A 12236-nucleotide genomic window follows, 5' to 3' on the forward strand; every position below is an offset into this window, starting at 1 on the left:
CGGTGACGGTCACCCCTTCGTGGGATCGCCACGACACGACCCCGACCGTACAGTTCTGTACATGAGTGCCACGTTCCCCATCACCGAGGCCCGTGCACAGTTCGGCTCGCTTGTCCGCCGGACGGCGCACGCCCGCGAACGCATCACCATCACGGACCACGGCCAGGCCGCGGCCGTCTTCATCAACCCGACGGAGCTGGCCGAGCTGGAGCAGCGGCTGGCGGACCTGGAGGACGAGCTGGCGCTGGCCCGGTACCGGGCCCGCCAGGCCGAAGGCGCGGTCGTCGGCATCCCTCAGGACGAGGCTCGTGCACGTCTGGGCCTGGCGCGGTCTTGACCTGCACCGTCTTATGGGACGAGCCGGCCCTCGATACCGCTGCCAAATTCCTGGTGGACGACCCCGACGGGTTGCGCCAGGTGTTCGCGGCGACGGACCTCCTCGCCGACAACCCCCGCCCCGCAGGTACCTCCGAGTACGGCTCGCCCGGCCTCCGGCGGATGCACGTCGGCCGATACCGCGTCATGTACGAGATCACCGAGGCGACCGTCACGGTCATGGTGCTCCACCTCGGTCGCACACCATGACCACGGGCCGGGCCCGGCCCGTCCCCCTGGCGGGCGCCCACCCCCGTTCCGGCGCCCGCGCTTCCCGCCCGCTCGCGGGCCCTGTGCGCTACTCGCTCGCGATCGCGTTCAGGACGTTCATCCGGCCCGCCCTGAAGGCCGGGACGAGGGCCGCGAAGAGGCCCACGAAGGCCGAGCCGACGAAGACCGCCGTGATCGTCGGCCAGGGGATCTCCAGGACGCCCAGGCCCTCGAGGGCGAGGAGCTTCTGGGCGGCCGTGCCCCAGCCCAGGCCCAGGCCGAGGCCGAGGAGCGCGCCGAAGAGGGCGATGACGACCGACTCCAGGCGGATCATGCGGCGCAGCTGGCGGCGCGAGAGGCCGATGGCGCGCATGAGGCCGATCTCGCGGGTCCGCTCGACGACCGACAGGGCCAGCGTGTTCACGACGCCGAGGACCGCGACGACGATCGCCAGGGCCAGCAGGCCGTACACCATGTTCAGGAGCTGGCCGACCTGGTCCTGCAGGTCCTTCTTGTAGTCGGCCTGGTCGGCGACCTTGTACTGCGGGTACGGCTTGAGGGCGTCCTTGAGGGACCGGTAGGCGGCCGCCTCCTGACCGTCCTTCGCCGTAGCGAAGACGATCATGCTCTTGGGCATCCGCTCCGCCGGCACGTACCGCTCGGCGGTCGCGAGGTTCGTGTACTTCACGCCCTTGTCGATGTTGTTCGCGTCGGAGGTGATCGCCGCGACCCGCAGCACCGCCCGTCCGCCGCCCGCGAAGGCCACGGTGAGCCGGTCGCCGACCTTCACGCCGTGCGCTGCCGCGTAGTCGCTGCCGACGGACATGGCGTCCGGCCCGTACGCCTCGGAGAGCGTTCCGCCGGTGGTGTCGCGCCGGACGTCCTTCGCGTACGTCGGGTCGGCGGCGACGAGACCGGTCTTCTCGGCCTTGCCGCGCGGATCGGTGACGGTCGCGTCGAGCCACCGGTACTCGGTGACGTGGTCGAGGCCGGCGGCCTTCTCGACCGCGGCCTGCGCCTGCGGCACGACCGGCTGGCCGTTGGCGGACTGCACGATGAAGTCGGCGCCCACGGACCGGTCGAGTTCCTCGGTCGCCGAGGCGACCATCGAGGAGCCCACCACCGACAGGGCGGCGACCAGCGCGAGCCCGATCATCAGCGCGGCTCCGGTGGCTCCGGTACGGCGCGGGTTGCGCAGCGCGTTGCGTTCGGCCATGCGGCCGACGGGCCCGAAGACCCGGAGGACGACGAGTCCGAGGACGCGGACGACCGCGCCGGACAGCAGCGGGCCGACGACGACGAAGCCGAGCAGCGACACGACCACGCCGAGGCCCAGCCACAGGGAGCCCGCGCCGGCCTTCTCGGCCTGGGTCGCGGCCCACAGCGCCGCGGCGCCGGCGCCGGTGAGGACGAGACCGAGGACGCCGCGCACCAGACCGGCCTTGCCGTCGGCGGGTGTGCCCGCGTCGCGCAGCGCGGCCATCGGGGAGACCTTGGAGGCCCGGCGGGCCGGGACGAACGCGGCGAGGACGGTGACGACGACACCGAGGACGATGCCGACGACGGGCGTCGTCCAGCGGACGGTGAGGTCCTGCGTGGACAGCTCCATGCCCATCGAGGACATGAGCTTCATCAGTCCGACGGCGAGGCCGACGCCGCTCGCGACACCGGCGACCGAGCCGACGACGCCGAGCAGCAGGGCCTCGACGAGGACGGAACGGTTGATCTGGCGGCGGCTCGACCCGATGGCCCGCATGAGGCCGATCTCGCGGGTTCGCTGCGCGACCAGCATGGAGAAGGTGTTGACGATGAGGAAGATGCCGACGAGGAAGGCGATCCCGGCGAAGCCGAGCATCGCGTACTTCATGACGTCGAGGAAGCCCGCGAGGTCCTCGCGGCCGGCGTCGGTGGCCTCGGCCGCGGTCTGCAGCTTGTAGCCGGGGCCGATCCCGGCCGCGACGGCCGCCTTCAGCTCCTCGTCGCTGACACCGGGCGCGGCGTCGGCCGTGATCTGGGTGAACAGGCCTTCCTTGCCGAGAAGTTCACGCTGGGCGGTGGCGGTGTCGAACCAGACGAGGGTGGCGCCGGGATTGGTGACCTTGAACTCGGCGATGCCGGAGATCCTCGCCGTGAAGTCGCCGGTGACGGCGATGGTGCGCAGCTCGTCGCCGATCTCCAGGTGGTGCTTCCCGGCGGTTCCGGCGTCGACCAGGACCTCGGTGGGGCCCCGGGGTTCGTGGCCGGAGGTGATCTCGACCGAACGCAGCTCGTTCGGCGTCCAGTTGCCCGCGATGGTCGGGGCGCCGGACGTGGGGCCGACGTTCTCGTTGCGGGAGTCGACGACGGTGACGGACATCGAGACGACGCCGCCCTGGACGTTACGGGCGCCCTCGACCGCCCGGACCCGCTCGACGAGGGCGGCGGGCAGGACCGCGGGACGGCCGGTCTGCGGCACCTCGTCGTTCGCGGCGGCGTCCTTCGGGCTGACGGAGACGTCGGACGCGGTGGTGGCGAAGAGCTTGTCGAAGGTGGTGGTCATGGTGTCGCTGAACACCAGGGTGCCCGAGACGAAGGCGACCGACAGCAGGACCGCGACGGCGGAGAGCGCCATGCGGCCCTTGTGCGCGAAGAAGTTGCGCAGGGAGGTCTTGAGCACGGTCACGACGTCCGCCCCCGCGCGTCGAAGTCCTTCATGCGGTCGAGGACGGCCTCGGCCGTCGGCCGGTGCATCTCGTCGACGATCCGGCCGTCGGCGAGGTAGAGCACGCGGTCGGCATAGGAGGCGGCGACGGGGTCGTGGGTGACCATGACGATGGTCTGGCCCAGCTCGTCGACCGACTGCCGCAGGAAGCCCAGGACTTCGGCCCCGGCCCGCGAGTCGAGGTTTCCGGTCGGCTCGTCACCGAAGATGATCTCGGGCCGGGCGGCGAGCGCGCGGGCCACGGCGACGCGCTGCTGCTGCCCGCCGGAGAGCTGGTTGGGCCGGTGCCCGAGGCGCCCGCCGAGGCCGACGGTCTCGACGACCCGCCGCAGCCACTCCTGGTCGGGCTTGCGGCCCGCGATGTCCATGGGCAGCGTGATGTTCTCGAGCGCGTCGAGCGTGGGCAGCAGGTTGAAGGCCTGGAAGACGAAGCCGATCCGGTCGCGCCGGAGCCGGGTGAGCTTCTTGTCCTTCAGCGCGGTGATCTCGGTCTCGTCGAGGAAGATCTGCCCGGCGGTCACGGTGTCGAGCCCGGCGAGGCAGTGCATGAGCGTGGACTTGCCGGAGCCGGACGGCCCCATGATGGCGGTGAACTGCCCGCGTGCGATGTCCACGTCGACGTGGTCGAGCGCGACCACCCGGGTCTCGCCGGACCCGTAGGCCTTGACGACCTGCCGTGCCCGCGCGGCGACGGCCGTCCTCCCTCCCGCCGCCCGACCGCCGCCCCTCGTCGAGGCGCTCCGCGCCGCGCCTTCCCCTTCGTCCCCGTGCCTGGGGATGGTCACAGCCGAAGTCACGGTATGTCTCCTATGTCGTCGTACGCGGGTGGTGACGCGTTCGAGTCTGGTGGCCGGGCCGGGGCCGTGGCACTGGTGCCAGGCGCACTCTTCGTCCTGGGGTTATCCGCAGGGGCGCCCTCGGGGCCGAGCCCGTAAGAACAAGCTAAGGACGCGAGGGGCCTCGTCTCGTCCTCCGCCGGTACGAAGCACCCCTGGGCTGAATGGGGGAGAAGCCCCTAGGGGTTCCTCCGACCCTGGTACGGGTGAGAGGCTGACCCGGGCGCACTTAGATGTACGAAGCATCCGTCAGGATGGGGAGAGGGGTCAGGGGTGTCCGAGGCGACCACGAGAGCGACGGCACCGCCGAATTCGGACACCACCCGGCGCGGACCCGTCGTCGCCGCGCTGATGCTGGGCATGGCGCTCGCCGCGCTGGACGGCACGATCGTGTCCACCGCCGTGCCGCAGATCGTCGGCGACCTCGGCGGCCTGTCCGTCTTCTCCTGGCTGTTCTCCGGCTACCTCCTCGCCGTGACCGTGACCCTGCCGGTGTACGGCAAGCTCAGCGACACCTTCGGCCGCAAGCCCGTCCTGATCGCGGGCATCGTGCTCTTCCTCGTCGGCTCGGTGCTGTGCGCGTCCGCGTGGAACATGGGCTCGCTCATCGCCTTCCGCGTGGTCCAGGGCCTCGGCGGCGGCGCGCTCCAGGGCACCGTCCAGACGATCGCCGCCGACCTCTACCCACTGAAGGAACGTCCCCGCATCCAGGCCCGGCTCTCCTCGGTCTGGGCCACCTCGGCCGTGGCCGGCCCGGCGGCCGGCGGCCTGCTCGCCGGCTACGCGGACTGGCGCTGGATCTTCCTGGTCAACCTGCCGGTCGGAGCGGCGGCCCTGTGGCTGATCGCCCGCTACCTGGTGGAACCGGGCGCCACTGCCGTACGGAAGGATCCCGGCGACGGCGGCGACCTCGGCGACCGGGGCGTACGCGGCGACCAGGGCGTGCCCGGCGGCCGAGGCGTACGGGGTGAGCAGGGCGTGCCCGGCGACCAGGGCGTACGGGGCGACCAGGGCGTGCCCGGCGGCCGGAGCGCGCGCGGCAGCGGCCGGGGTGACGGCGGCGCACGGGCCAAGAAGCCCCGCGTGTCCGTCGACTGGGCCGGAGCCCTCGGCGTCTTCGCCTCCGGAACGCTCCTCCTCACCGCCCTGGTCCAGGGCGGTGTCGCCTGGCCGTGGCTCTCGGTGCCGTCCCTCGGCCTGTTCGGCGGGGCCGCGGTGCTCGCCGCCGTCACGGTCGTCGTGGAACGGCGGGCCGCCGAACCGATCATCCCGGGCTGGGTCTGGCGCCGCCGCACCATCGCCGCGGTCAACCTGGCCCTCGGCGCGCTCGGCCTGCTCATGGTCGCGCCGACCGTCTTCCTTCCCACCTACGCCCAGGCCGTGCTCGGCCTCGGTCCGATCGCGGCCGGCTTCGTGCTCTCCGCCATGACCCTGAGCTGGCCGGTCACGGCCGCGCTCTCCAACCGGGTCTACAGCCGCATCGGCTTCCGGCAGACCGCCCTGCTCGGCATGGGCCTCGCCCTCCTGGTCCTGCTGGCCTTCCCGCTGCTGCCGTTCCCGGGCGAGCCCTGGCAGCCCGCCCTGCTGATGCTGCTGCTCGGCGGGGCCCTGGGCTTCTTCCAGCTGCCGCTGATCGTCGGCGTCCAGTCGACCGTCCCGTACGAGGAACGGGGCACGACCACCGCCTCGGTGCTCTTCGTCCGCCAGGTCGGCCAGAGCGTCGGCGCCGCCCTGTTCGGCGCCGTCGCCAACGGCGTCCTCGCCGCCCGCGTCGGCGGCGGGGCAGGTGACGGCAGGGGCGACCTGGACGGCCTGGTCCGCGCCCTGGAGACACCGGGCGCGCTCACCGGGCCGGCCGCCGACCACCTGCGCCGCGCGGTCGACACGGCCGTCGACTACGTCTACCTGGGCGCGGCCGGCGCCGCCGCCCTCGCCCTGCTCGTGCTGCTCACGATCGCCCCGCGCCGCTTCCCGGTCCTGGAGCAGGACCAGGACCAGGATCCGGACAAGGACAAGGACAAGGACAAGGACCGGGGCCGGGATCCGGGAGCGTCGGCGTCGGCGTCGGCGTCGGCGTCGGCGTCGGCGTCGGCGTCGGCGCCTGAGGCTGCTCCGGAGAAGCCCTACTAGTCGCCGTCCTCCGCCGGAAGCTCCGCGTCCTGCGCGTCTTTCGGGCCCTTCGGGTCAGGGCCGGTGACGCGGCCCGTGAGGGCGGCCAGTGAGGAGCGGATGTGCTCCATGTGGGAGTGGATCTCGTCGCGGGCCTCGTCGTGCTCGCGCAGCACCCGCTCCGTCTCGCGCTCGATCCGCTCCTGGCGCAGCCGCGCCGCGGCGAGCAGTTCCGCCGCCTCCGCCTCGGCGTCCTCCTGGCCGTGCCGGGCGGCCTCCTCCGTCTCGGCGAGCGCCCGCTCGGCCTCGGCGCGGACCGCCTCCGCCCGTTCGAAGAGCTCGTCGTGCCGGGCCCGCTGCCCGGCGAGCCGCGCCGCCGCCGCGCGCTCGGCCTCGTCCCGTACCGCCGACTGCTCCTCGTGCTGCTCCGCGAGCAGCGCCGCGGCCTCGCGTTCGGCGGACGCGAAGGCGGTACGGGCCGCGGTGCGCTGCTCCTCGGCGTCGCGGCGGGCGGCGGTGAGGGTCGCTTCGGCCCGCTCGGCGGCCTCCTTCAGGGTCGCCTTCGCCGCCGCGTCGGCCGCCGCGGTCACGCCCTGCGCGTACGCCTCCGCCGCCTCGGCCGCCTCCTTGCCGGCCGCGTCCGCCGCCTCGGCGAGGGACTGTGCGTCGGCCTCGGCGGCCCGTACCAGCGTCTCGTCCTCCGCCTCCGCCAGCTCCAGGATCCGGCGGGCCCGCTCGCCCAGGGACTCGTAGCGCTGCGGGGCGAGCGAGGCGACCACCTCGCGCAGCCGGGCGGCCTCCGCCTCCATCTCCTTGGCCAGGACGGTCAGTCGCGCCGCCCGCTCCCACGCACCGTCCCGCTCGGCGGACAGTGCGGCCAGGTGGCGGTCGACCTGCTCGGGCCGGTAGCCGCGCCCGCGTCCTCCGGAGAATCCGACGGAGAAACTCATCCCTGACGCCCCTTCGACTCCTTATGTCCTCAAACATCAAGGATGCGGCATCAGAACGGACAAAAGGCGCCCGACGTGAACACACGTCGAGCGCCTTTCGTCACATTACGTCTCCGGCCGTTACAGCAGACCGTCCCACATCTGCTCCAGCAGCACCGACCACCAGTTCTCCGGCGACGCCAGCGCCGCCGGGTCCAGCATCGCCAACTGCGTCTGGAAATCGACCGTCCAGCGGCCCGCCTGCTCCGGGTTCAGCCCGAACCGCAGCCGCCACATCCGGCCGAGCAACGCCAGGCAGCGCACGAACTCCGGCAGCCCGGTGTTCACGAACTGCGGCGGCACCGACTGCCCGCCCGGACCCGCCTCCACCGGTACGGCCACGATGTTCGCCGTCCCGTACTGGACACAGATCGCCCGGCCGAAGTCCGAACCGAGCACCAGGTACGAACCCGCGTCCGCCGCCGGCTGCACCTGCCGCTGCGCCGCCAGCTCCGCCAGCGTCGGCACCACCGGCATCGCCGGCTGCGCCCAGAAGAACGGCCCGAAGTCGGCGGGCAGACCCGCCCACACGAGCGTCACCGCCACCAGCTCCGGCACGCCCTGCCGCGACACCGCGCGCTGGTCGAAGCGCAGGATGCCCGGGCCGAACGCACCGGCCAGCTCCTGCGCCACCCCGTCCGGCGGCAGCGGCGGCGCCGGCTGCACCTGCGGCAGCGGCGCCCGCACCGGCGCGGGCCGCGCCGGGCCGTCCGCGACCTGGTGCAACTCGCCCTGGTGGGTCAGCAGTTGACGCATGCCCTGCTGGCGGCCCGCGTGATCACGGCCGTACGGCGCGATGTTGGTGATCCGCGCCTGCGGCCAGGTCTCGCGGATCATCCGCGCGCAGTAGCCGCCCGGCAGCTCGCACGACTCCAACTCCGTGTGCAGCTCCAGCACTTGCTGCGGCGGCACGTTCATGGCGCGCAGCTCGTGCAGGATCTGCCACTCGGGGTGCGGAGTGCCCGGCGCGGAGCGGCGGATGATCTGCTGCTCCGACCCGTCGGGGGCGCGGTAGCGCAACACGGCCTGGTAGCCCGGACCCACCGTCGGCAGCCCCGACGGCTGCGGCTGCGGGTAGCCGTACGCGGGAGGCTGCGGCGCGACCGGCGCCTGAACGGGCGCGGGCACCGGCCCCGGCGGCGGGGGCGGCCCGGCGGGACCACCCATCTGGCTCGGCTGGGCCAGCATCGTCGCGGCGTGCTCGATCCCGCCCGCAGGCGTGGCGCCACCGGGCACACCCGGCGGCGGAGGCGGAGGCGGCGGGGCACCCGGACCGGCCGGACCCATCTGGTCCGGACGCGCCAGCATCGTCGCGGCGTGCGCGACACCGCCCGCAGGCGTACCGCCACCGGGCACACCCGGCGGAGGCGGAGGCGGAGGCGGCGCACCGGGACCACCAGTGGCGCCCGGGCCGCCCGGACCCATCTGGTCCGGACGCGCGAGCATCGTCGCCGCCTGGTGCACGGCCGGCGGAGGCGTCGGCGCGGGCGGCGCCGGAGGGCCCGCGGGGGCGGCCGAGGCGTTCGGGGCGTTCGGCGGCTGGGGCGGGAGCGCCGGGCCGCCCTGGCCGAAGGTGCCGTCCGTGCTCAGCCGCGGGGCGATGGCGGTCGCCGGCAGCGCGCTGCCGCCCTTCATCAGCGCCGTGGGCGCGTCCGCACCCACCACCGGCGGCGGCGCGTCCTCGTCGTCCGCACCCGACAGCGGCGGCGCGAACACCGTCGCCGGCAGCGGTACGGCACCGTCGGCACCGCCCGAACTCGCGTTGGCGTCCGCCCACGGGCTCGACGGGACAGGAGGGGCCGCAGGAGCCGGAGGGCTCGGCGGGGTGTGCGCGGGCACACCGTCGTTCGCGGTCGGCTCATGGTCGACGGACGCGCCGACCGGAGCCACCTCGGGCGCCGCAGGCGCCTCGGATGCCTCGGGCTCGGCAGCGGACGGCACCGCCCACGGCGCGTCGGACGCGTCCGCCGACGGCGCCCCGGCCGGAACGTGCTCGGGAACCGGCACCGACGCCGAATCCGACGCCGCCCCCGGCACCGGCACCGGACCTGACTCCGGAGCGCTCGGCACCGACACCGGACCCGAAGCCACATCCCCGGCCGCACCCGGCAGCGAAACCTCACCCGACACGGAAGCCTCACCCGGCCCCGAGGCCGACGCCGACGCCTCTGCCGGAACCCCGCCCGCCGACGGCACCGGAATCCCGCCCACCGGCGTCGACGACGCATCCTCCGGCGACGCGTCCGCGCTCGCCTGAGACGCGTTCGACTCCACCGGCGGCAGACCGATCCTGTCCGCCGCCTCCTGCAGCCACTCCGGCGGACTCAGCAGGAACGACGTCTGGTTCAGGTCGATCCGCGCCGACTGCGCCGGAACCGGAGCCGCCGCCTCGACCGCCGCGCCGTACTCCTCCTCGTAACGGCGGATCACCTCGCCCACGGGCAGCCCCGGCCACAGCGTGGCCTCACCGCTGTCCCGCGCGATGACCAGACGCTGCCGGCCCCCGTCCTGGGTCGGCGCCTCCTCACGGTCCTCCGCCCACACCACGAAACCCAGCGCGAACTCCCGCACCCGCACCTCACGGTGCAGATACGCGGGCACGTCACCGTTGATCCACTCCTCGGCGCGCTCCTGCGCCTGCGCGAACGTCACCACAGCCAGCTCACTCCCCCACCGGAACCACGGGCACGGCACGCGCGAAGCCACCGTCCACCATCAGGTTCGCCACCGTCTCCAGCTCCGGCGGGCTGCCCGCGAGACGCTGCAAGAAATCGTCGAAATCCACACCGCAGGGCAGCAGCAGCCGCTCCACCCGCTCGTTCACCGTCCAGCCGGCCGCGACCTCGCCCGCGTCCCGCGCGTCGTCGTACGGACAGAACCACACCGAGCCGACCGCCTCGCCCCGCACCTTCAGCGCGAGCAGACCGCCCTGCACGAACGCGACACCCAGGTAATCCTTCGTCAGGTGGTCACGCAGGCACTTGTTGACGTACACGAGGTCGTTGACACCCGCCTCCTCGCGCAGCGTGAAGAACGGCTGGTCCACCAGGAGCCCCAGCTCCGCGTCGAGCGCCGTACCCACCGGAGCACCGCCACCCGCCGCCTTCAGGAACGAGCGGTACGCCCCCGGCAGCCGGTAACCCAGGTCCTCCTCCACGCCCTGCACCTGCTGCTCCGACACCGACACCACGCGCTTCGGCAGCCCGAAGTGCACCGGCCGGGTCTCCTGCAGCGGCCGCGTCCCGCGCTTGAACTGGTCCACACCCGACGCCGTCGCCACACCACCGTGATGCCGCAGCAGCGCCTTCACCTCGACCGGGACCAGCTCCAGACGACGCGAGTGCGCCACGTGGTGCCACGTCCAGCCGTGCGGCGTCGCCACCGCCGGAATCGTGTCCCACAGCTCGTGCCCCGTCGCCGCGAGCGCCGCGTTCGCCGACACGTAGTCCGTCAGGCGCAGTTCGTCGACCCCGAAACCCTCCGGCGGATCGGCGATCTCCGCCGCCGCACGCGCGTACGGAGAGAAGTCCGGATAGCCGCGCTCGTCCACCCGCACCCCTCGCGGATGACGGGAGGCCCGGACCGGGTCCGGGAAGTGCACGACCTGCCCGGCGTACGCCGCGTTCGGCGGCGGCGCGGTGTCCTGGCCGAGCCGACCTGTCGTCATGGCGGTTGCCCCCTGAGTGGCTGTGCCTGCTACTGCGTGGCTGCTTCTACTTCTATGGCTGGTCCGCACAGCCTAAGCGCTGCCCGGAACTCCCGACCCGACCCGCCCCGGGCCCGCCACCCGCACCCCCTCCATCGTGACCAACTGTCACGACGGCATGACAGCACCGCCATGGTTCCGACACACCGAAAGCACGTTTCCGCGCCCCAGCTTCCCCATCGGGCAGCGCGTTTGGCAGGCTGTTCACGCAACTCGGGGGATTGCAGGAGGGGAAGAACCGCACCATGCACACAAGCGCCACACCAGCACCGACGCCCACGCAGGGTGACCCACGCCTCAGCTGGGGCAACGAGGCCGACACCCACCGGGCCCCCTTACTGCGCCACCGCCGCGACGGCATCCTGCCCACCGTCGGCGCGGCCCTCTCCGTCCGCGGCGAGACCCTCACGTGCACCGCGGCCCGCGGCGACCTGCCGCCCACCCTCCACCCGCTCGTCCAGGACTTCCTCGACACCCTCACCAGCGGGCAGCGCGAACGGTTCACCGGACGCTGCCCCGAGGCCATCCTGCTGTCCCGGCACCTCAACGCCGCCGAAAGCACCCGCTCCAAGCGCGCCCAACGCAAACCGCTCACCCACAGCGAAGCCCGCCGCTCCCTCAAACACGCCAAGCTCACGGCGCGCCGCATCCGCGAGGACGGCGACCCGCTGCACGGCAGCTACGCCGCACCCTGCCGCTCCTGTACGGCGATGCTGGCGCACTTCGGAGTCCGTACGGTCGACCCGACCACCGCCCAGAACAGCTGACCGACACCCATGCCCGATCTCAACAGCACCCGCTTCCCGGTCAACGTCGACGCCGCCCTCCGCGAGGCCGGCTGGCAGCCCGGCCGCTGGGACATCAAGCTCGCCGAACAATGGGCCGACACCCTGCGCGGCCACGTCTCCGCCGGCGGACACCGGCACACCGTCTTCCCCGCCGTCGTCGAAGCCTGGGCGGAATTCGGCGGCCTGCGCGTCAGCGCACCCGGCCACGGCCGGCAGATAGCCCCCGCGACCGTCCGCTTCGACCCCCTCGCCGGCCTCCACCTCGCCCGCACCCTCGCCGACCTCGGCCGCGCCCTCGACACCGAGCTCGCACCACTGGGCGAGGAGGGCGAGGACGGCGGACAGCGGGCGGTCCTCGCGATGGACGTCGAAGGACGGGTGTACAGCATCGACCACACCGGCGACTGGTACGTGGGCCGCGACATCGACACGGCCCTCGCGACCCTGATCACGGGCACCCAGCCGACCCGCCTGGTGGCGGGCCCGTAGAACGGGACGGGGAAGCTCGAACAGCTCGGAGGG

The 12236-nt window shown here is 73.4% G+C and carries 10 protein-coding genes; 5 read left to right on the forward strand and 5 right to left on the reverse strand.

What is annotated here, in order from left to right; translation table 11 throughout:
• Nucleotides 1-61: 61 nt before the first annotated feature.
• Together ACFY8W_RS33445 and ACFY8W_RS33450 are read left to right on the forward strand one after the other, a co-directional pair.
• Nucleotides 62-337, forward strand: coding sequence for a type II toxin-antitoxin system prevent-host-death family antitoxin (locus ACFY8W_RS33445; RefSeq protein ID WP_391113611.1), 276 nt, complete (start codon nt 62-64; stop codon nt 335-337).
• A complete protein-coding gene (locus ACFY8W_RS33450) occupies nt 334-585 on the forward strand; it encodes a type II toxin-antitoxin system RelE/ParE family toxin (RefSeq protein WP_391113614.1) in 252 nt (83 codons plus the stop codon). Before ACFY8W_RS33445 ends, ACFY8W_RS33450 begins: the two co-directional genes overlap by 4 nt.
• 88 nt (nt 586-673) lie before the next feature.
• Here the strand turns inward: ACFY8W_RS33450 and ACFY8W_RS33455 are convergent, their stop codons facing one another.
• Both ACFY8W_RS33455 and ACFY8W_RS33460 read right to left on the reverse strand, forming a co-directional pair.
• Nucleotides 674-3247 (reverse strand): FtsX-like permease family protein, encoded by a 2574-nt coding sequence (locus ACFY8W_RS33455; protein ID WP_391113617.1) that lies wholly within the window; start codon nt 3245-3247, stop codon nt 674-676.
• Nucleotides 3244-4083: an ATP-binding cassette domain-containing protein gene (locus ACFY8W_RS33460; protein WP_391113620.1), complete on the reverse strand. Its 840-nt coding sequence runs from the start codon at nt 4081-4083 to the stop codon at nt 3244-3246. Before ACFY8W_RS33460 ends, ACFY8W_RS33455 begins: the two co-directional genes overlap by 4 nt.
• 390 nt (nt 4084-4473) lie before the next feature.
• Between ACFY8W_RS33460 and ACFY8W_RS33465 the strand changes: the two genes are divergently transcribed.
• On the forward strand, nt 4474-6252 hold the full coding sequence (locus tag ACFY8W_RS33465) for an MFS transporter (RefSeq protein WP_391114206.1): 1779 nt from the start codon (nt 4474-4476) through the stop codon (nt 6250-6252).
• Here the strand turns inward: ACFY8W_RS33465 and ACFY8W_RS33470 are convergent.
• From ACFY8W_RS33470 to ACFY8W_RS33480, 3 genes are all read right to left on the reverse strand, one after another.
• The gene (locus ACFY8W_RS33470; protein ID WP_391113622.1) at nt 6249-7181 is read right to left on the reverse strand and encodes a cellulose-binding protein; all 933 of its coding nucleotides are present in this window, start codon (nt 7179-7181) and stop codon (nt 6249-6251) included. The genes ACFY8W_RS33465 and ACFY8W_RS33470 overlap by 4 nt on opposite strands.
• A 120-nt stretch (nt 7182-7301) precedes the next feature.
• On the reverse strand, nt 7302-9875 hold the full coding sequence (locus ACFY8W_RS33475) for an SUKH-4 family immunity protein (RefSeq protein WP_391113625.1): 2574 nt from the start codon (nt 9873-9875) through the stop codon (nt 7302-7304).
• A gap of 7 nt (nt 9876-9882) precedes the next feature.
• Nucleotides 9883-10887, reverse strand: a complete 1005-nt coding sequence (locus ACFY8W_RS33480) for an HNH endonuclease (RefSeq protein ID WP_391113627.1) — start codon at nt 10885-10887, stop codon at nt 9883-9885.
• A gap of 284 nt (nt 10888-11171) precedes the next feature.
• On the opposite strand from ACFY8W_RS33480, the gene ACFY8W_RS33485 reads away from it, so the two are divergent.
• Complete coding sequence (locus tag ACFY8W_RS33485; protein WP_391113630.1) at nt 11172-11693, forward strand: YwqJ-related putative deaminase; 522 nt, start codon at nt 11172-11174, stop codon at nt 11691-11693.
• Nucleotides 11694-11702: 9 nt separating this feature from the next.
• Nucleotides 11703-12203: an SUKH-3 domain-containing protein gene (locus ACFY8W_RS33490; protein WP_391113632.1), complete on the forward strand. Its 501-nt coding sequence runs from the start codon at nt 11703-11705 to the stop codon at nt 12201-12203.
• The last annotated feature ends 33 nt before the right edge of the window (nt 12204-12236 follow it).

It is taken from the genome of Streptomyces sp. NPDC012637, assembly GCF_042954805.1.
GTDB lineage: Bacteria > Actinomycetota > Actinomycetes > Streptomycetales > Streptomycetaceae > Streptomyces.

Excerpts from the sequence above, each read along its gene's own strand:
- ACFY8W_RS33445 (WP_391113611.1), top strand. The coding sequence starts at position 62 with ATGAGTGCCACGTTCCCCATCACCGAGGCCCGTGCACAGTTCGGCTCG.
- ACFY8W_RS33465 (WP_391114206.1), top strand. The coding sequence starts at position 4,474 with ATGCTGGGCATGGCGCTCGCCGCGCTGGACGGCACGATCGTGTCCACC.
- ACFY8W_RS33470 (WP_391113622.1), bottom strand. The coding sequence starts at position 7,181 with ATGAGTTTCTCCGTCGGATTCTCCGGAGGACGCGGGCGCGGCTACCGG.
- ACFY8W_RS33480 (WP_391113627.1), bottom strand. The coding sequence starts at position 10,887 with ATGACGACAGGTCGGCTCGGCCAGGACACCGCGCCGCCGCCGAACGCG.
- ACFY8W_RS33485 (WP_391113630.1), top strand. The coding sequence starts at position 11,172 with ATGCACACAAGCGCCACACCAGCACCGACGCCCACGCAGGGTGACCCA.
- ACFY8W_RS33490 (WP_391113632.1), top strand. The coding sequence starts at position 11,703 with ATGCCCGATCTCAACAGCACCCGCTTCCCGGTCAACGTCGACGCCGCC.